Annotated in this window: 17 protein-coding genes; 2 read left to right on the top strand and 15 right to left on the bottom strand. The window is 27.8% G+C overall.

Annotation, left to right across the window (positions count from 1 at the left end; genetic code table 11):
• Window positions 1-85: 85 nt before the first annotated feature.
• Window positions 86-685, top strand: a complete 600-nt coding sequence (locus ACTG44_RS08715; protein ID WP_479918625.1) for a TerD family protein — start codon at window positions 86-88, stop codon at window positions 683-685.
• Between the two features lie 65 nt (window positions 686-750).
• Here the strand turns inward: ACTG44_RS08715 and ACTG44_RS08710 are convergent, their stop codons facing one another.
• The 7 genes from ACTG44_RS08710 to ACTG44_RS08680 all read right to left on the bottom strand — a co-directional run bounded on the left by ACTG44_RS08710 (window position 751) and on the right by ACTG44_RS08680 (window position 9,277).
• On the bottom strand, window positions 751-2,610 hold the full coding sequence (locus tag ACTG44_RS08710; RefSeq protein ID WP_479921592.1) for a putative bifunctional diguanylate cyclase/phosphodiesterase: 1,860 nt from the start codon (window positions 2,608-2,610) through the stop codon (window positions 751-753).
• 468 nt (window positions 2,611-3,078) lie between these two features.
• Window positions 3,079-4,047: a siderophore ABC transporter substrate-binding protein gene (locus tag ACTG44_RS08705; RefSeq protein ID WP_479918623.1), complete on the bottom strand. Its 969-nt coding sequence runs from the start codon at window positions 4,045-4,047 to the stop codon at window positions 3,079-3,081.
• Window positions 4,048-4,128: 81 nt separating this feature from the next.
• Window positions 4,129-4,884 carry an iron ABC transporter ATP-binding protein gene (locus tag ACTG44_RS08700; protein WP_021384418.1) on the bottom strand — a complete coding sequence of 252 codons (756 nt, stop codon included), beginning with the start codon at window positions 4,882-4,884 and terminating at the stop codon, window positions 4,129-4,131.
• Entirely contained in the window at window positions 4,881-5,837 is a 957-nt protein-coding gene (locus tag ACTG44_RS08695; protein WP_021384417.1) for an iron chelate uptake ABC transporter family permease subunit, read from the bottom strand. Before ACTG44_RS08695 ends, ACTG44_RS08700 begins: the two co-directional genes overlap by 4 nt.
• Window positions 5,827-6,780, bottom strand: a complete 954-nt coding sequence (locus ACTG44_RS08690; protein ID WP_021384424.1) for an ABC transporter permease — start codon at window positions 6,778-6,780, stop codon at window positions 5,827-5,829. The genes ACTG44_RS08695 and ACTG44_RS08690 overlap by 11 nt, the downstream gene beginning before the upstream one ends.
• 255 nt (window positions 6,781-7,035) lie before the next feature.
• Entirely contained in the window at window positions 7,036-8,016 is a 981-nt protein-coding gene (locus tag ACTG44_RS08685) for a dipeptidase (protein ID WP_479918622.1), read from the bottom strand.
• A gap of 58 nt (window positions 8,017-8,074) precedes the next feature.
• On the bottom strand, window positions 8,075-9,277 hold the full coding sequence (locus ACTG44_RS08680) for a DUF819 family protein (RefSeq protein ID WP_021384389.1): 1,203 nt from the start codon (window positions 9,275-9,277) through the stop codon (window positions 8,075-8,077).
• Between the two features lie 193 nt (window positions 9,278-9,470).
• Between ACTG44_RS08680 and ACTG44_RS08675 the strand changes: the two genes are divergently transcribed.
• Window positions 9,471-10,025, top strand: a complete 555-nt coding sequence (locus ACTG44_RS08675; RefSeq protein ID WP_021384394.1) for a cupin domain-containing protein — start codon at window positions 9,471-9,473, stop codon at window positions 10,023-10,025.
• Between the two features lie 116 nt (window positions 10,026-10,141).
• Here the strand turns inward: ACTG44_RS08675 and ACTG44_RS08670 are convergent, their stop codons facing one another.
• The 8 genes from ACTG44_RS08670 to ACTG44_RS08635 form a co-directional block, all read right to left on the bottom strand.
• A complete protein-coding gene (locus tag ACTG44_RS08670; RefSeq protein ID WP_479921591.1) occupies window positions 10,142-10,933 on the bottom strand; it encodes an HAD family hydrolase in 792 nt (263 codons plus the stop codon).
• A 27-nt stretch (window positions 10,934-10,960) separates the two neighbouring features.
• On the bottom strand, window positions 10,961-12,049 hold the full coding sequence (locus ACTG44_RS08665; RefSeq protein WP_479918620.1) for a cysteine protease StiP family protein: 1,089 nt from the start codon (window positions 12,047-12,049) through the stop codon (window positions 10,961-10,963).
• A 53-nt stretch (window positions 12,050-12,102) separates the two neighbouring features.
• A complete protein-coding gene (locus ACTG44_RS08660) occupies window positions 12,103-13,341 on the bottom strand; it encodes a phosphoribosyltransferase family protein (RefSeq protein WP_479918619.1) in 1,239 nt (412 codons plus the stop codon).
• Complete coding sequence (locus ACTG44_RS08655) at window positions 13,319-14,395, bottom strand: HpcH/HpaI aldolase/citrate lyase family protein (protein WP_021384401.1); 1,077 nt, start codon at window positions 14,393-14,395, stop codon at window positions 13,319-13,321. Before ACTG44_RS08655 ends, ACTG44_RS08660 begins: the two co-directional genes overlap by 23 nt.
• Window positions 14,396-14,455: 60 nt before the next feature.
• A complete protein-coding gene (locus tag ACTG44_RS08650; RefSeq protein WP_479918618.1) occupies window positions 14,456-15,592 on the bottom strand; it encodes a toxic anion resistance protein in 1,137 nt (378 codons plus the stop codon).
• The gene (locus tag ACTG44_RS08645; RefSeq protein ID WP_479918617.1) at window positions 15,593-17,155 is read right to left on the bottom strand and encodes a YceG family protein; all 1,563 of its coding nucleotides are present in this window, start codon (window positions 17,153-17,155) and stop codon (window positions 15,593-15,595) included.
• Window positions 17,156-17,240: 85 nt separating this feature from the next.
• Entirely contained in the window at window positions 17,241-20,000 is a 2,760-nt protein-coding gene (locus ACTG44_RS08640) for a calcium-translocating P-type ATPase, PMCA-type (RefSeq protein ID WP_479918616.1), read from the bottom strand.
• On the bottom strand, window positions 19,990-20,619 hold the full coding sequence (locus ACTG44_RS08635) for a TerD family protein (RefSeq protein ID WP_021384403.1): 630 nt from the start codon (window positions 20,617-20,619) through the stop codon (window positions 19,990-19,992). The genes ACTG44_RS08640 and ACTG44_RS08635 overlap by 11 nt, the downstream gene beginning before the upstream one ends.
• Window positions 20,620-20,670 lie beyond the last annotated feature (51 nt).

Genomic DNA, 20,670 nt, shown 5'->3' with positions numbered 1-20,670 from the left:
TAATATTATTATTCTAATCTTGTTGAATATTGACTTGTTAAGTGCTACCATTTAAGTAAATCTATGTTTATGGAGGAAGATTACTATGGCTATAGAATTAAAAAAGGGACAAAAAATAAACCTTACAAAAAAAGAAAATAGTGATTTAGGTGAAATCTTAGTTAATTTAAATTGGAATCAAAAAATACAAAAAAAAGGTTTTTTTGGCTCTCTAAAAAGCAGTAATATAGATTTAGATTTAGGTTGCCTGTTTGAAATGAAAAATGGTGTAAAAGGTGCTGTACAAGCATTAGGTAATTCTTTTGGTAGTTTAGAGAATCCCCCTTTTGCTCAATTAGATGGAGATGACAGAACAGGTAGCAATACACAAGGAGAAAATATAAGAATAAATGGTAATAAAATAAAAGAAATAAAGAGAATACTTATTTATGCTTTTATCTATGAAGGTGTAGCTAATTGGTCTGAGGCTGATGGAATTGTAACAATCAAACAAAAACAAGATTCAGATTTAGTTGTTAAACTTGATGAACATAAAAATGGCTATAACATGTGTTCAATAGCATTGATAGAAAATGTAAATGATGAGACATTCAGTGTTGAAAAAGTCATTAAATACTTTAAAGGCCATAAAGAAATGGACAATGAGTTTCATTGGGGCTTAAAATGGGTTGCAGGAAGAAAATAAGTACATTATCAAGAGACTATGAGTAAATTCACTCACAGTCTCTTTTTTTTATAATTATTTACTTTCTAACTATTATGAACAAATTCTTTATCCAATATTTCTTCAAATTCTAACATGGGCATTGGTCTATAAAATACAAATCCCTGTACTAAATCACATCCAACATCTTTTAGAAATTCAACTTGTTCCTTACATTCAATACCTTCTGCAACTGTTGTAATATTCAATTCTTTTAGCATATGTATAATATTTTTTATTACTGTTTTTTCTTTATCTTTGTCTAAGCTAGCATTAAAAAACATAGAATCAAGTTTTAAAACATCAAATGGTAAATCTTTTAAGACACCCAAAGATGAATACCCTTTTCCAAAATCATCTAAAGAGCAAGTAAATCCATTTTTATGTAAGTCATGTATAATTTCCAAAAAGTGTTCTTGATTCTCAAAAGCAACACTCTCAGTAAATTCAATTTCTATAGTGTTTTGAGGTATATTATATTTCTTTTTTATCTCTGAATAAGTTTCCACAAAGTTGGTATTATAAAACTGTATTCTAGAAACATTAACTGATATTTGAACAAATGGTTTATTTTCATCTAATCTCTTTCTAATCCATATACAAACTTCTTCAAAAACATACTTGTCTACCAAACCAATAAAAAAATCCTTTTCCAGTATTGGAATAAATATTGCAGGAGATATGATACCTTTATCTGGAGTCAACCAACGTACTAAAGCTTCTGCACAATCTATCTTTTGATTATGTAAATTAACTTTGGGTTGAAAATAAACTATAAATTCTTTATTTTCAATGGCTTCATGTATTCTACTTTTGATTGTATTTTCTTCAATCATTTTTTTACGAATATTTTCATTGTAAAAAGCATAATTAGTACCTGGTTTATTTTTAACAGTTTTTTGTGCAAAGTTTGCTCTATTTATTAAATCATCTATGTTTAGTTTTTCAATTACATCTTCAATACAACAAATTCCACTGACAATCGTAATGTTATATTTGTTTTTAATTTCGTTCGTAATATTAATCAGTTTCTCATCTACAACTCGTTGTCGTATCACTAAGTCTGCCTTATCCACATAGCACCTTAAAGCAATAAATCTATCTGCAATTTCCCTTGCAAATATCTCATATTTTCCAATATCATTCATCATAAGATTAGCATATCGTTTTAATATCATATCACCATAATCATATCCAAATATGTCATTAATGTATTTAAAATTTTCAAAATCAATATAGAATACAGCAAATTTCTTGTCTTTATACTTATAAATATTTTGATTTGCATCTAGCTTAAACTTTTCTATAGTATTTGCTCCTGTGAGCTCATCTTTATACGCAATGTTTTTTAAATCTACATTTAATTTTTCCAAACTAATCAATTTTCTATTGTATTGTATAATCAATATAATCCATGCTAACATACCTATAATAGATATAATGATTATTAAAGTCATTAGATAATCACTTTTCTCTTTAGAAAAATTTTCTATTTCAAACACTGTATTATTTGCAAGATAAAAAAAGTCTTCACTTGTGTCTAATAAATGATTGTTTTCTTCATTCATTCTTACTTTTTCTATTTCACTATTTAAATCTTTCCACTTTTTTTCTAGTAAAAATAAATAATCGTTATATGTTTTGCAATCGGTAACTACCAAACCGTACTTTCCATCCCCTGTAATTAATTCATGTAAAATTCCATCTATATAGTCGATTAACTCATCATTTGGTTGATTGTCCATCTCTAATTTGCTTAAACGTTGACTCGCTCCACGGACGATACCAACATAATTAATTAGTTTTCCATAGTCCGCAATATTACGAATCAATTTAATCGAAATGGAGCTTATAGAAATTAATAAAATAAATAAGACTAAGATAGTTACCCTCAAAACTCTCTTCATAAAATACCCCTATCCTCTATGTAGTTTTTCATGTATTAGATATTCTTTATAATCAACTCAACAAAGTTGTGTATAATCATTTTTTCAAATAAGAAGCATGAAATTCCAATAAAAATTTCTATACAATTAAGATATAGAAATGCTTATTTTACATAGTTTATTTTTAGTATTATATCTATTTACAAAAACGTTTTTATAGAAATCACTCTTTTTTTAGATACAGTTTATATTACTTTTAGTTATAAAACTCTGCTTAAAATTATATAATTGCGACAACCTATATATCTATATAATTCAATTATATTTAAAAATTATTCTTTTTGTCTAGTATAACTTTGTATTTTATTATATTTTGAATATATTTATATTATTATAATTCACATTATTATTTAAACTATAAAAAATCAGCCACTTTAAGTGGCTGATTAAATAGCAATAAATAAAACATGTTCATCGTAAATAATAGACTTATTTATTAACTGCTTGTGACGCATCATCTATCATTTTATTTAAAGAGGTTAGACCTCCATCATTTACATACCATGTTGGCGAATCTAAATATATTATGTTATCATTTTTATATGCATCCATAGATTTTATTACATCATTGTTTAAAACAGCTTTTGCTGTTGAGCCTGCTTTTACATCACTACCTGTAGCTATTCCTCTATCTATAACAAACATAACTTGTGGATTTTGTTTTGCTATATACTCAAAAGTAATGTTTTGACCATGACTTGATTCTTTTATATTTTTATCTTTATTTTCAAATCCAAAACTCTTGTATAATACACTAAATCTTGATTCTTCACCAAATACACTTAAATTACCTTCATTCACCATTAGCGTTAAAGCATTTAAGTTTTTTTCTGTTACTTTTTTATTTAGAGCCTCTATCTTTTTTTCAATTTTACTAAATTCTTGATTAGCTTTTTCTTCTACTCCAAATATTTTTCCTATTTTATCTATATTATTTTTAACAGAATCCAAATACTTCTTATCATCTTTACTTGTACTTATTGTTGGTGCTATTTTTGATAATTGCTCATAAAAATCTTCTTGTCTTCCATTTATTATAATTAAATCTGGATTTGCTGACTTTATACCTTCTAAATCTGGCTCTTTCAACCCTCCTAAATCTGCATACTTTTCATCCTTATATTTTTCTAAAGATGTTGGTAAGCTTGACTTTGGAAGCCCTACTAAATTCTCCCCTACACCTAATGCATCCATTGTATCTAGAGCTGAATAATCAAATACTACCACTTTCTTAGGGTTTAACTTTACATCTGTTTCTCCCAAGCTATGAGTTATCTTTATAGTATCATTTGAATTTTCTAATGTCTTAGGCTCATTTTTTTTACCTCCACCTAATGCAAATACTGTCACTAATCCTACTATGGCTACTGCGGCTACTATCGCTACTTTTTTATTCATGATGATATCTCCCTCTTTCTTGTTAATCTCTATTTTAATTTGAATTTATTATAAGGTTTATTTATTTTTATATATCATAATTTAGAAATAAATACAGATTCGATTTCCATTTATATGTTTAATATTAAAGCTCATTTCGTAAATATCTTCTAAAACTTTTTCATTGACTATCTCGTCTGTACGACCTACTTTCTCAATTTTTCCATTTTTTAATGCAACTATATTATCTGAATAACATGATGCAAAGTTTATATCGTGCATTACTAACACTATAGTCTTATCTAGGTCATCACAAAGACCTCTAAGCACTTTCATCATTTGAACTGAATGATTCATATCTAAATTATTAAGTGGTTCATCAAGCAATATGTACTCTGTATCTTGAGCTATTACCATTGCTATATAAGCTCTTTGTCTTTGTCCTCCACTCAATTCATCTAGATACTTATGTTGTATATCAGTCAATTTCATATATTCTATCGCTTCATCAATATACTTTTCATCCTCTTTAGTTAGGTTTCCTTCACTGTATGGAAACCTTCCAAATCCAACCAGTTCCCTTATTGTGAGTCTTAAAGTTATATTATTAGATTGTTTAAGAATAGCTATTTTTTTGGCTAATTCTTTGTTGCTGTAACTAGTTAAGCTCTTTCCTTCTATTATTACCTCTCCACTATCACCTCCTATAAGCCTTGTTACTATTGATAATACAGTACTTTTCCCAGCTCCATTTGGCCCTATAAAAGATGTTATTTTTCCCTTTTCTATATTAAAAGAGACATCCTCTACAACATTTTTATTCTTATATTTTTTAAATATATTTCTTATCTCTATCACCTATTTGCCCCCTTTAACAATAACTGAATAAAGTAAATTCCTCCTATAAAATTTATTACTACACTTAAAGTAGTATCAAATTTAAATACATGCTGTATAAAAAATTGACCAATTATTAATGTAATCATTCCTATCAACATGGAACCAAAAATTAAATATGTATGCTTATACGTTTTAAAAATTTCTCTAGTTATATTGGCAAGCAAAAGTCCTAAAAATGTCATTGGACCAATAAGTGCTGTTGATATTGAAACTAAAATTGCTATTAGTATTATCATCTTTTTAACTACTTTATCAAAATCTACACCTAAATTAATTGCCTGCTCTCTACCTAAAGATAATACATCCAAATACTTTATTTCGTCATATATAAAAGGTATTATGGCAATAATTATTATAAATGCTATTAAAAGTACATTAGTATTTATATTATTTAAACTTGCCATTATGCTAGTTTGTAAAGCTAGAAATTCATTTGGGTCTATCATTACTTGGATAAATGTTGTTGCACTTTTAAATAATGTTCCAAATATCATCCCTACTAGGACTAAAAAGAAAATATTATGTTTATTTTTCTCAAACAATGTCTTATATAATAACATTGAAGCTCCAATCATCATAGTAACATTAATAATAAAATTATAATTCTCATTAATAATTAAACTACTAGTTGAGCCAAATATGAATACTATTATAGTTTGAATCATTACATACAATGAATCCAATCCCAGTACACTTGGTGTCAATATTTGATTATTTGTAATTGTTTGAAACACTACAGTGGTAAATGCTATACATCCTCCACCTAATATCATAGCAAGTATCTTTGGTATCCTCTGTGATAGTGCATAATCTACATTATTCATGTCTATACCATAAATTATAAAAAGTGCTATTGATATTAATAATAATGTGCTAATAAAATAAATTTTTTGATTAAGACTAAGCTTCATTTATATTCCTCCTTAGTATTAAATAAAGGAATAGCATACTTCCTATAACTCCAACTGTAAGTCCTATAGATATTTCATATGGATAAATAACTATTCTTCCAAAAATATCACATATAAGCACAAATATAGCTCCAAATAAACCAGTATACCATATGTTCGCTCTTATATTATCTCCCATATATAAGGACACAATATTTGGAACTATTAGACCTATAAAAGGTATATTACCAGCTGTAACTACTACACATACTGTGACAAGTGCCACTATTACCAAACCTATATTAACAACTTTTTTATAGCTCAGACCTAAATTTGTTGCAAAATCCATACCCATACCAACAACAGTAAATCTGTTTGCATAAATATATGCTAATATTATAAGAGGTATTGTAATATATAATACTTCATAATTGCCTTTAAGTATCATAGAAAAATCGCCTTGCATCCAAGAACTTACATTTTGACTCAAATCATATTTATATGCAATAAAATCAGTCATAGAGCCTATTATATTTCCAAACATTATACCTACTAATGGCACGAATATTATATTTTTAAATTGCAACTTTCTTATTATTCTCATAAACATAAAAGTACCTATAAGAGAAAATATAAATGCTATTATGGTCTTTGTAAAAATAGATGCAGTTGGTATTAAAAGCATACAGATTACTATACCAAATTGAGCTGCATCTATTGTAGCTCCTGTTGTAGGTGATACAAATTTATTTTTACTTATCTGTTGCATTATAAGACCCGCTATACTCATCCCTACACCTGCAATCAATATACTTATCAATCTTGGTATTCTACTCATGATAAATATCATAAGTTTATGCTGATTTTTTGCAAATATATGCATTATATTTATATCTTCGGCTCCTATAAATAAAGAAAAATAAGACAAAATTATTATTCCTATGACTAAATACCTTTTTTTCATTCTCCCTCCTCAAAAACTATTCTTCATTTAAAATGATAATTATTATCATTTTTTACTTTTATAGTTTATCAATAATAATTATCATTGTCAATATGTATATATATTTGTTTTTTACATAAAAAATGTTACTAGAATTGAAACTCCTAGTAACATTAAAATTTAATTTAATAAAATAAATTATAAATGCTAATTTAAATATGTAAGTATTCCCATTAAATATAATAAATATTTTGTAAATTTAAGTTATTTATTATATTATTTTAATATATTTCTAAAGAGTCTATAAAAATTACCACTAGAAATTAAATCTATATCTCTTTTTTTATAACCTCTATTTTCAAGTTCTATTATTATGTTATGTGCTGTATGTGTACTTTCAAGACCATCTACACTTGGGATACTGGCATTTTCAGTAAAAGAACCTATAGTCTCTACTCCTAAGTAATCACTAAAATCAAAACCAAAAGATACATGCTCTATACCTATGAGATTTACCATGTAATCTATATGGTCAACTAAGTGTATCAAATCTTGCTTCTTTGGATTACTATTAGTAAACCCTCTAAAACTATTTATTCCTACTAATCCACCTGTCTTTGAAATTTCTTTTAATTGATTATCGGTAAGATTTCTTTTAGCATCACATAAGTTTCTTGCATTAGAATGAGAGGCTATTACTGGTTTACTTACAATAGACATCAAATCCCAAAATGACTTCTCATTTAAATGTGATACATCTACTATCATTCCCAATTCTTCCATCTTATTTACTGCTTTTTTCCCTATCTGAGTTAAACCTCTGTTTTTATCTCCTAAACAACCTGTAGCAAGTTCATTTTGCTCATTCCAAGTTAATGATGCATGTCTTGCACCGACATCCTTATAAAAATAATCTATCAAATCTATATTTTTTCCAATATGACTTAATCCTTCAATTCCAATTAAAATATTTATTTTATTTTCACTTATACCTTTGTTTATATCAGAATATCTTTTTACTATATTTACAATATCTTTCATATCTTCAATTTCATCTTTTATAGAGCTTATAATTTGTTTAACTCTTTTTTCAGGTTCTTTATCATATGGAGGGTCTATCCATATTACAAAAATAGCTCCTTCTATATTTGCTTTTTTAAAATTATCAAGATGAATTCTTCTAAATACATCTTTCTCCCCGTTGAGTCTTCTTATTGTTACATCTGCCCAAGTATCTGAATGTCCATCGAAAATCATAACAACCTCCAGTTAAATAAAAGTCTTTCTTAAAATAAACTTTTTAGTTCGTATAGAATTATATTAAAATATTTCCTACTAAAAGGCCAAAATAATTGCCAACTATATATCCAAATGTTCCAACTATAAGTATTGGTCCTACTAGTTTAGACCATCCTTTTGATATTGCCATAGCTGCTGCTGTTGTAGGCCCACCAATGTTTGCATTAGATGCAAGAATAGCTTCTTCTAAAGTAAACTTAAATATTTTGGCAACTATAAATGTAACTAACATGTTTATCAGTACCATTATTCCACAATATAAAAGCAATAATGGTGATTTTTGGATTATTAATGTTATAGAAGCAGGAACACCTACTACCACAAAGAATATATAGATTAAAAATGTACCTATCTCTTGTGCTCCTTTTATATCACTAAAGAATTTAGGCATAAATGTAGCAAATAACATAGTCAAAGTAGTTATTATTAAATATTGATTACCAAATAGAGTATTTAACATTGCTAAAAAAGGATTTGATGTTGGTATTATAGCTTTAAACCAAGTTGATAATTCTACAGATACTGCAACGATTATAAAGGCACTACCAATAGCTATTGCTATATCTTTTAAAGATATTTCTTTTCTTCCCCAATAATTTGCTGCTATTGTTTCTCCTTCAGTTACATCCATACTTTCCATCTCATCTACATGTGGATGTTTAAAATGTTTTCTAAAAAATCCAATTGATGGGATAGCTATTAAAACAAAGAAATATAATGCCATTAAAAGATTGTCTGCTACAACTGTTGCTGATACCAATTCTCCAGGTGCATTAAATGCTCCTGACATGGCTGCGAAGTTTACATTTCCACCTATATAGGAACCTGTCATCATAGCTGCAACAACATTTAAATCTGGTACTGCATTTTTTAATAGTAAAAATCCAACCATAGCCCCAATCACAGTTCCGACAGAGCCTACAAGAAATATTACGAGTAATCTTCCACTTTCTTTCCATATCTTTTTAATGTTACATTGATATAACAGTAAAGCTATAGCTAAAGGAACAACATATCCCCATACTTGGTCATACACAACAGACTCTACTGGTATGATATTTAGATTTGATAGTAACATAGCTCCTACAAGAGCTATTATTGCTCCTGATATTTTCGATGCCCAATTGTACTTTTGTTCCAAATAAATACTAAATGCTGCCCATCCAGTTATAACTGCCCATAATACCCAAATATTATCAGGACTTACAAAACTCTTCATCTTAACTACCTCCATTTCATTAAATTAAAATATCTATATTAATATTCAATATATTGAATATTAATACTATTATAATTCATCTTTTCAGAAAATTCAATAAAACAGGGAAAATACATGTATAATAAAACTTTTTTTATTTTACTACTCTTTACAAATTATATGTTATAATCATGTCTGAGGGGGTTTGTATCTAATGAATATAGATGTCGGAAGCAAAATTAGAGCTCTTAGAAAATCTAAAAATATCAGTATATCTACTTTAGCAAAAAACTCAGATTTAAGTACGGGTTTAATAAGTCAAATTGAGCGAAATATGGTTGTTCCGTCAATTGTAGCAATGTGGAAAATATCAAAAGCTCTTGATATAAATATAGGTTATTTCTTTGATGAGATTGAAAAAGAAGACTCTAATATAATAGTAAAGAAAAACAATAGAAAAAAAATAGTAACTAATGATTCTACAAAATTTTATGAACTTCTTGTTCCTAATTTATCTGGCAAGAAAATAGAATTTTTACTTGTTACACTAGATGGTCATACAAAAAAAAGTAGTGAATTTGTAACGCATGAAGGCGAGGAATGTGGATATATAATAAAGGGAAAAATGAAGATAATACTTGGAAATAAGGAATATGTATTGGAAGAAGGAGATAGTTTTTATTTTAACAGTACCATTCCACATGTATATGAAAATTATGACGATGATATATGTATATCAGTCTGGGCAATGACTCCACCTTCATTTTAATATATTAAATTCTCACTTAAATATAAATTAATAAAAATCTGAAATAAATTAGTATGATAAATTTTATTCTAATTTATTTCAGATTTTTCTGGTTTATTAATTATATATATTTGTCATTATATATTAAGTAGACAACTTTCATCTAAAATATTAGATAGTATCTCTTCAGTTCCACTCATTCCATTAAAAGTACTTGATATAAATGAGTTTTCTGTTTCATTTTTATTTATATCACCATGCTTTAATACATATGCTTTATTTGAAATATTGAGCATACCATAGTCCATAACAGAGTCTCCAATTGCATAAAAAGACTCTATTTGTAATTCTTTGGTTAAGTATTTTATAGCATTTTCTTTTGAGATTTCTTTTGGTATAAAGTAGATTTTTCTACCACTCACATAGAACTTCCAATTTTTTGATTCCAATATATTTAGATATTCTTTGATTGAATCCAAATTAAATTTTGCAAAATCCACAACTATATAAAAAAATGTATTTTCTGCAACTTTAAAGTTAGTTATTCCTTCTATATCTAAATAATCTTTAAATTTTTCAATCATACTTTCAATAGGTTCATAATTAGATTTTAATTTATCTATTTCTTCACTCCACGATTTTAATATTTTATTATCTTTAAGTATAATTGCTCCATTTGAAGTTATACTAAAAGGAAAATGAATCCCATATTTATTAAATTCTATACGCCTAAATTGCTCCACTGTTCTAGTAGTTGTCGGTATAAACATACCATAATATTGTATTTGCTTTATTAGATTTATAGTATCTAAAGATATATAAGATATTTCTTTTTCTCTATAAATTTCTATATTAGTATATTCCTTATCAGTATCTAAAAATTTATCAGAGTAAATAATACTCCTGTCTAAATCTGAAAAAACAATCATTCAGTATTCTCCTGTCTAATATATTTTTTAAATATCTTTCATATTTTTTATTATTCCACAACATTTATAAGCCTTTAAGTTCATTTGTTCAACTTCAACATTTTTCTCTTTAGCTAATATAAGTATGTGGTCTAAAGATTTGTCATTTAAGTCTTTAACTAAAATCTTATATGGAACTCTTCTAAGTAAAACTCTTGTTGTTTCTCCAACACCTGGTTTGATAAAGTTAATGTCTGTTATACTGTACTTTTCCTTTATATTTAAAACATCAAAATATCCATCTTTTGTTATATTATCACTTTGCCATTTATCAACTTCATCAGATATGTTCTTAAATTGATTTTTAAAACATGCTTCTATAGTCTCTATATAATTTATAGATTCGTCTTTGTCTTTTAAATGTTTATAGAATTTAGCTCCGTGAAAATCATCTTTACCAATTAAATCTTCTCTTAATACAGTTCTGCTTATTAATCCAGAAACTGTTGAATTTAAACATGCACTTGGTATTAAGAAGTCTTCTCTAATTCCATAAAGTCCTGAATATCCAGCAGGGTCAGCTAATACAGCAAGAGTTGAGTCAAAAGGCTTTTTAAATTTAGCATTAAGCTCATCACATGCTTTTTCAAGTTCTTTTGATATAGTTCCCTTTCCAGTCCACCCATCTAAGAATTGAATTTCTGAGTTTGGATGATTCTTTACTATATATTCAATTGCATTCATATCTATTCCTTTATCTCTTATTATAGAGATTGTATAGTGAGGTAAATTTAGATTATACTTATTTTTTATATATCTCTTTGCCAAAATACCAATAGGTGTACCTGCTCTAGCAAGTGAAACTAATACTACATCAGTCCCATTTTTTTTAATTATCTTTTCACACATAACACCTATGGAAAACGCAAGCTTATTTTTATTTTGTTCTAGTTTATCATGATATAAATTCAGATAATCTTCACTAACTTCATACTCTATTGGTATCATTTCTGAATAATGTCTACCATTTTGTATTTTTAATTCTCTCTCTTTATTTCCTTCTTCTTCAATTAAATTTGATATATCTTTTAATAAAAAGATAACATCATCCTTAGAATATGTGCTAAAATCTTCCATATGGCTCAACTCCTATCTTAAAACTGTGATATACTTTAATTCTCTTAAAGCATTTAGCTACAACATACTATAGTCAATTCTTTTATACTTGTACTTTTAATTATATCAATAAATTCCAGATAAGAATTTTCACTTTTATTTAACTCTACAAATAAATAACATTTAGAAAAATTATGCTTATCTATATTATAAATATAATTTTGAACATCTATATTATAAAAGCTCTTTAGCTTAAACTTACTTCTAATAGGATAATTATTTTTTTCGATATCAATAATTGGACTTCTTGTTGTTGAATGATAGTATGCATCACATTGATTCTCTTTTTCCTTCGCAAACAACATAGGTATATACATAAATTCTTCAGTACCCAAAAATAGAATCTTTTCATTTTCATTTTCTAAAGATTCTTTATTATCCATAGTTATTTTTTTACTTTCTCTCTTTACAATTTCTTTTAATCTAGATTGTTCTCTTCTATTAATTCCAAATCTACCAGTATACTTAACATATTTCTTACTTCCAATATAATCTTCTAAATCAACATCAATATGATTCACTACTAAATTTACTTTATCATTTGAAATAGTATGTGATTCATCAATAGTATAATTATCATTGTAATTTGAAATAACATCTTCATTTATGTCAAATTTAAAGTTTCCTTTAAATAAATATACAAATTCTATCTTACAGTCTAGCTCTTTTTCCAAATTAGCAACTTTTCTTAAGTTATCATCACTCACCCAATTAAGTATTGAACATATAGTGTATTTCTTTTTAGGATAAATACTTTGAACCTTCTTAATTATATTCATACACGTATTAGCTGTGGTAATCTCATCATCGACTAATATTACTTCATCTCCAGCTTTAAAGTTACTAAGCATACCAAAGTATAGATTTTGGTCTGTTGCGTGAGAATGTTCTTCTAAAAATTCTAGATTCTCTAACTCATCAAATTGTTCTCTAGTAGTATGAATAAATTCATATTCTCCACATAAGTAATCAAAAACACTATGCCCAATAGCTGTACCAGTCTCAGCAAAAGCTATAACAGTTCCATTTGATGTTACTTTATTTTTTTCATTATAAATTGTGGCTATTAATTTTCCCAAATTGTCCATCTCACTTGGTTTACATGCTAGATGCTTACCAAGTTTCTTTGATATAAATAAAAAACGTCTTTTACTATTATTTCTTATTCCTATATCTAAAAAATCATTTAATTCTAAATTTAATGGATTGTCAATAATGTCAATTTCACAATTAAAATTTAAGCAATTCTTCATAGTCTACTCCTTTATTTAATACACCATATATTTTAGATAGAATCAATGTTTTTTTAGCCCATAAAAAATGTGGATTTGTTTCATTCATTCTCTCTCCTAATACACCCTTACTTACACCATATTTACTATCTGTACTATTCGATATATCCAAGGCATCAGTAAAATCCTCATATGATATGGCAGATAGTGCTTGTACAATTTGAATTTGCATTGGATGAATTACTGTCTTTCCAATTAACCCATGAAATTTATCCAACAATATTTCTTCTACATACTTACTTCTTATCTCTTCATTCGTCATATCAAAAAACTCTGACACGCCTCCACTTATAGGTATATCTAGCTCTGGTCTTTGAAGATATGTGATTATATCTAGTATAAATGATGAACAAATCAAGTTGTTATATATAGAAAAGTTTTTGTCTCTTCTTATACCATACATACCCAATACGTCAGTTATACCTATTCTAATGCTAAGTATTCTTGACTTATATCTTAAAATAGTATTGTACAAACTATTAAAACTCAGTTCTTTACTTTCCTTATATATAAACTCTCTTGTCTCTATTATTGGAATAACATACATATCTTGAAGATTCATATAATTCAAGGCTTCTATGCAATTCTCTATTAACTCGGAATTTGCTTTAGGAATTAATATCCCTGTTATAGTATGACTATTTTTAACTATAATATCTTTAATCCTCAACAACTGCTCCACATCTTTTATTCTTACAAAAATTAATGGTATTCCATCTTTATTGATTATACTTTCATCACTAATATTTTTCAAAATTAATCTAAGATTTTCTATAGCCTCTAACTCTCCGTTTACTCCAACAGCATCTTCTAAGCAAATAGCTAATGGTCTAACTCCCTTGACATCTCCTATAATACTCTTATAAATCATATTATATTGAGTAGCTGGAACGTATAAAAAAGCACCTAGTGCATATTTCAACACATCTTTTTCAGTCTTAGCATTAAAATCTTCTGGCTCTTTCAAAAAAATTCTCTCCAAATCATCTTTGCAGATATAATCGAAATATTTCAATGTATGGCCTCCTCATATACATAGAAAGGGCCAACTTTATACAAATTAGCCCCTAATATACTACTTATTATAAATTATAGCTGTATTTAATTCTTCTAATCTCTTTGTATTATCCTTAATCAAAACTCTATTATTTTCTTCTATTCTCATAGTTTCATCTATACCACTCTTAATAGTAGTATACATTTTTTCTAATGTCTCTATTTGAACAGAGCTCGTTCCAGCCATTCTAGCTATTTGTGCACTTTGACTACTTACATTTTGAGCATTTCTAAGTAATAATTCATTAGTTTTATCATCAAGTGCTTTTAGAGATTTTGCTTGCAGTTCTTGTTTTTTAAGTAATATAGCTTGAGATAAACATTGTTTGAATACTGGTAAAGTTACAACGAATGCACTGTTTATTTTTCTAATTAAACCATAATTATTATGTTGCATACCTCTAAGCATAGGTATTGTCTGTATAGCTATATTTTCTGCTATTCTTAAATCATAGATTCTTTGATTTAACATATCATAAACTTTTAATAGCTCTTGATAATTAACAACATCCATTTGGTCTCCACTAGTTTCTGATTTTTGTTTAAAGAAAGGTAGTATTTCATTATCCATTTCTTCTAGTGCCATTTCTCCAGCAACAATATATTTTTGAAGTTCATTATAAAACTCAAAGTTCTCATTTAACATAGAGCCTATTTGCTTATTAGAAAGTGCTATATCTCTCTCATATTGCTCAAGCTCAATTTGGATTTTTTCAACTTCTCCTCCCAATGTTTCATACTTTTGAAACATCATTTCAATGGCATTATTAGCTTTTTTGAAAAGTTTTTGAACAAAATTTGGTTCCTTAGTTTCTTGAAAATCATCTAAATCAAACTTGTCCATTATTTTAGTTAAATGAACCAACATTTTAGAATTTTCTTCATTTCTATTTAATTTTATTGTGTTTAGAAGACTATCAGAAACCCTTGCTACTCCTTCAGATGCTTTTCTCCCAAATTGCAAAATTGTATCTGGATTTTCTACTTCTATAAGAGATGTCAATGCTTCAACTTCCTTAGACTTTCTCAGTTCATTTTTTTTATTATTTGTATATTCCATTATATCAAAATTTTCTTCTTGAACAACTGTAGGTAAATTGTCAGTAACCTCTACAGAATTCTTCTCTTTTGAAAAACTATTTATATTTATCCCCATCTAAAATCTTCTCCTCTTTCCAAAAATTTTTTTAAGTAAAGGTATATCATCTTCAAGTAAATTTAATCTAAGGTCATATACCATTTTATCTAATCTGTGTACATCAATCAATTGGTTATTTATAACATTCTCTATATTATTTTCCCCTCCTGGACATAAAATAATAATATCAAATCCAATTTTACTTAGTAAAAGCATAAGGAAAACTATTTCTTTATCAAATACTATACTCTTGTACATGTATATAATCAATTTTGGATTTATAAGAGAATAATCAAAATTATTCATCATATGAACAAGCTTCTTATCCATATGAAGTACTGTAAATAAACCTTTTATCTTGTCCTCTCCACTTAGACCAGTCAAAAACATATTTCCTTCTAATAGCTCTTCAACTTTTTCTAAAATCATAATTTGCTGATTTAATGTCAGTGTTGAAATGGAATAATCTTTATTATTTAATACAGAATTTTTATCTATAACACCTTTTGAATTCAGTAAAAAAGACAAACTAAAAGCTTCTCTTGTAAATTCTTTTGAAAATCTATCTATATCTCCATTAAATTCAATAAATGTTGAACTTTCCGAATCTCTTAATAAATCTAAAAACTTAATATATTCACTTTTATCATTATATATTCCATTAATCTTAGAAAGAAAATTTGGAGCTTCTACTGTGGTATCATTAAACTTAAATCCTGGTCTCAATTTTAATGGCTGATTCCAGTATATTGATATTTCATCAACAGTTGAACTTAAAAGTAAATTTTTTATTTTTCTATCTTGAAGTTGCCAGGGTTTTATAAATCCTGCATCATTTAATAATTCTTCACTTATACGTTTTGATGCTTCAGCCCCGACAGTAAAAGCTTTTTTTACAGAACCTTTGTCTATTTTTTCTCCTGAGATAACCCTTTCTTCAAAAGCAACTTTTTCTTCTATTATATTGGCTTCTTCAAACTCTATCTTGTATTTTTCTAGGTTTAAAACATTTATATTACTCTTTGAATTTGGGTTAAGATATAAAATATCAAAGCCTGCCAAGTACAATATTAAGAGTAAATAAACTTCATGTTTTTTTATATCTCCATAAAATATTACTTTTGGAGCCTCATTTTTATTTATATCTAAAGCACCGATATAGATTTTTATCCATGCCATTATTTTCACTATAAAATTTTGTTTAACTCTATCGTTTGTAAACTCTTTTTCTTCCTCTTTTAATACCCTATCTATAGCTTGCTTCAGCTTATAATCAATCTCATCGAACCCTAAAATATTTATATCTATGTCTTCCATGCTGTTTCTATATTTTTTAAGTCCATTTTTAAAATAATTTATAATATCAAAGTCACTAGGATTTGCTATAGCATCAGTAAATAAAGCAATATCTTTTTTGCTATCAATATTTTGTTTTGCCTTAAATATCTCAAGATTGTACAAAATCTCATCTTCTAAACCAATATATGAAATAAAATAACTTAAATATCCTTTTGAAGGAGTGTAATTTCCTCTATCTGATTGGCTGGAGAATATTTTTTCAAATACCTTTGAGTCACCCATAATTATCCTCCCAATTTAAATGTTTATTTAGAACTGACTCAAAATACACATTTTGAGTCAGTCCATTATCTTCTAAAAATTTATTTTAAGCAGTCTTCTTTGGTTTTACTAGTCTTATTATACATTTTACAACTTCATTGACTACAACCACACTTGCTGCTACACATAAAACTTTTACCCATGTCATAACATCCATAGCTACAGAGTTAAAGAAATCTTGGAATAGCTGAGTAAATATTACTTGTGCAATTCCTGTTAAAACTATTATTTGTAGTGCTAATTTGTTATGTGTAAAGTTTGGAAAAATACTATCTGCATTAAATTCTCTACAGTTAAATGCATTAAATAATGCACTAAATGCAAACAATGCAAACATTACAGTTCCTTTATGAGCTTCATCAACCCCTAAGAAGTTAAATGTAGATTGTAGCATTAGTATTGTTGTTATATAGATTGCATTTAATACTATTGTATACACCATTGATTTAGAAATTATATTGGCTTTTCTATCAACAGGCTTTCTATTTAATACATGGTTTCTAACAGGCTCTAGACCTAATGCTAGTGCTGGTGGACCATCCATAATTATGTTTACCCATAATAATTGTATTGTAGTAAATGGCATCTCTTGTCCCATAACCTGAGATATTATAGCCACTAAAAAGGCAATTACGTTTACTGTTAATTGGAATTGAACGAATCTTTGGAAGTTATCATAAATTCCTCTACCCCATTTAATACCTTTTACAATAGTACTAAAACTATCATCAGTTAAAATTATGTCTGCTGCATTTTTAGATACCTCTGTACCAGAGATACCCATTGCTATACCAACATCTGCCTTTGAAAGTGCTGGAGCATCATTTATACCATCACCTGTTACCGCAACGACATCTCCACTCTTCTGTAGAGCTGTAACTATTCTCATTTTACTATCTGGCTTACTTCTTGCAACAATTGAAATAGTTTGTATCTCTTGTTTTAACTCTTCATCATCTAAAGTATCTATATATGAGGCTTCAACTGCTCTCATATTTCCTTTTAATAAACCTAATTCTTCACCTATAGCTTTTGCTGTATTTATATTATCTCCTGTAAGCATTTTTACAGAAACACCAGCTTTGTTTGCCGTATTTACAGACTCTATAACATCTTTTCTAAGTGGGTCTCTTATACCAACAAAACCACTGAATACTAAATTACTTTCCATTGCACTCACATTCATAGCATCACTTTCAGCAGTTACTGCTGCTTCTTCTTCAGCTTGTGAGATTTCTTTATACGCAAAACCTAAAGTTCTCATTGATTTTATTTGTAATTTTTTTATTTCATCTAAAATCTCGTGTTTTATATTTTCAGTTATTGGTACTATATCTTTTCCTCTTTGGATATGTGAACATAGCTCAAGTAAAACTTCTGGTGCTCCTTTTGATAATAGTACATGATGATTATCTTGACCCATAACAGAAGTCATTCTTTTTGAGTCAGAAGTAAAAGGATTTTGAGCTACTATATTACAATCTTTTCTAAATTGTCTATAATCTACATTTTTGTAGTATAAAAGTAATGCACATTCAGTAGCACTTCCCAAATACTTAACTTCACCATCATTATGCTCTATATCAGCTGTAGAGTTTATCATACAGTTTTCTTCAAAATAACTATTTATTTCTTCTTCTGAACTTTCAATATATCTTCCATCAATATATGCAACTTCTACAGTCATTCTATTTTCAGTTAGTGTACCAGTTTTATCTGAACATATTACAGAAACAGAACCTATAGTTTCACAAGCTTCTTTTTTAGTAACTAAGGCATTTATTTTAGCCATTTTTTGCATTGTTATTGCAAGTGTCATATTTATCATAGTTGGAAGACCTTCTGGTACTGCTGCAACTATCAACGCAACACATACTGTAAATGCTGTTTTTACAGGGTCTATTGATTCTAAAAATGGTAATATTCCAGACATATCTACATTTAATACATTCTTACTTACCATTTGGAAAACCATAAATATAAATAATAATCCTGCTACTGCACTAGAAACTTTAGCTATCAATCCACCTAAATTTCCAAGCTTTATTTGAAGTGGAGTTTGCTCATCTGTATCTGACAGATTTTGAGCTATTTTACCCATTTCACTACTATCTCCAATTGAAGTTACAACTAGAGTTCCTCTACCATAAGCGACAAGTGTACCACCAAATACCATATTTATTTGTTTTGCAGGTATTGGCTCTTGTACTACTAATGCACCTTTAGATTCTATTTCTTCCATAGAAACTATTACATCACTCTTTTTAGATACATCATCAGATTCTCCAGTTAACATATCTTCTCTAACTTTAAGATTTATAGTTTCTATAAGTCTACCATCAGCAGGTACCATGTCACCAGTTTCAACATATACTATATCTCCTGGTACCAATTCACTTTTAGAAATTTGATGTACTTCTCCATCTCTCAATACTTTAACTTCTATGTTTTCAGTCAACTTAGAAAGGGCATCTGCTGCTTTCTTAGAACGACCCTCTGTAATCATACCTATTGCTATACCTATTGCTATAGCTCCTACAATCCCTATTGCATCATGAGTTTCTCCAATGATTGCACTCACTACTGCCGCAATAATCAAAATAACTATCATTGGTTCACTTAAACTATCTTTTAAATCATCCCAAAAGCTTCCTTCCTCTTTTGGTGTAAACTCATTTAAACCATACTTTTCTCTTCTAGCTTTGACTTCTGATTCTGATAAACCTTTTTCAGGGTTAACAGATAAGTCTTCTGTTACCTCTTCTTTATCTACATTATAATATTTGATATCATTATTAAATTCCATATGCACACTCAATCCTGTCTAAATTTTGCATTACTTCCTTAAGGCCCGCATCCTTTGTTCCTTCACCTATTGCTTTAAATTGCCAACTTCCATCTTTTCTATATATAGCTCCTACTATAAGAGTAGTTTTTTCAGAATAATTATTAGATAGATTATATTTAGCTATCTCTTTCTTATTACTTTGGTCTTCAACTCTTATATAGGCATTTTCTATCATACCAAAGTGTTGTTTTCTATCCACACAATTATATATGTTTACTACAAATAATAATTTGTGAATATTTGCTGGAACTTTATCCAAATTAACTAGGATTTGTTCATCATCACCTGTACCCTCACCAGTTAAATTGTCTCCTGTATGTAACACTGACTTACAGGCGCTTTTTAGATTTCCAAAATAAATCAAATCTTTTATTCCACTCAATTTTCCTTCTTGATTAAGCATAAATACAGACGCATCACAATCTATATCAGCTTGTCCTCCACCAAATAGAGATTTAAAAAATCCTCCACCTGTTTGTTGCACAGGGTCCCATCCTAATCCTACGAGTATATTACTCAGTCCAGGGTTCGATTTTTTTAAATCTATTTTATCACCCTTTGATAAATTAATCGACATACTAAACCTCCACAAAATTTTATATAATATAACCTATACATTATTTGTATA

This window comes from Clostridioides sp. LIBA-2809, assembly GCF_056688965.1.
The sequence above is the reverse complement of the archived record's forward strand: the minus strand, read 5'-3'. Positions and strand labels throughout refer to the sequence as shown.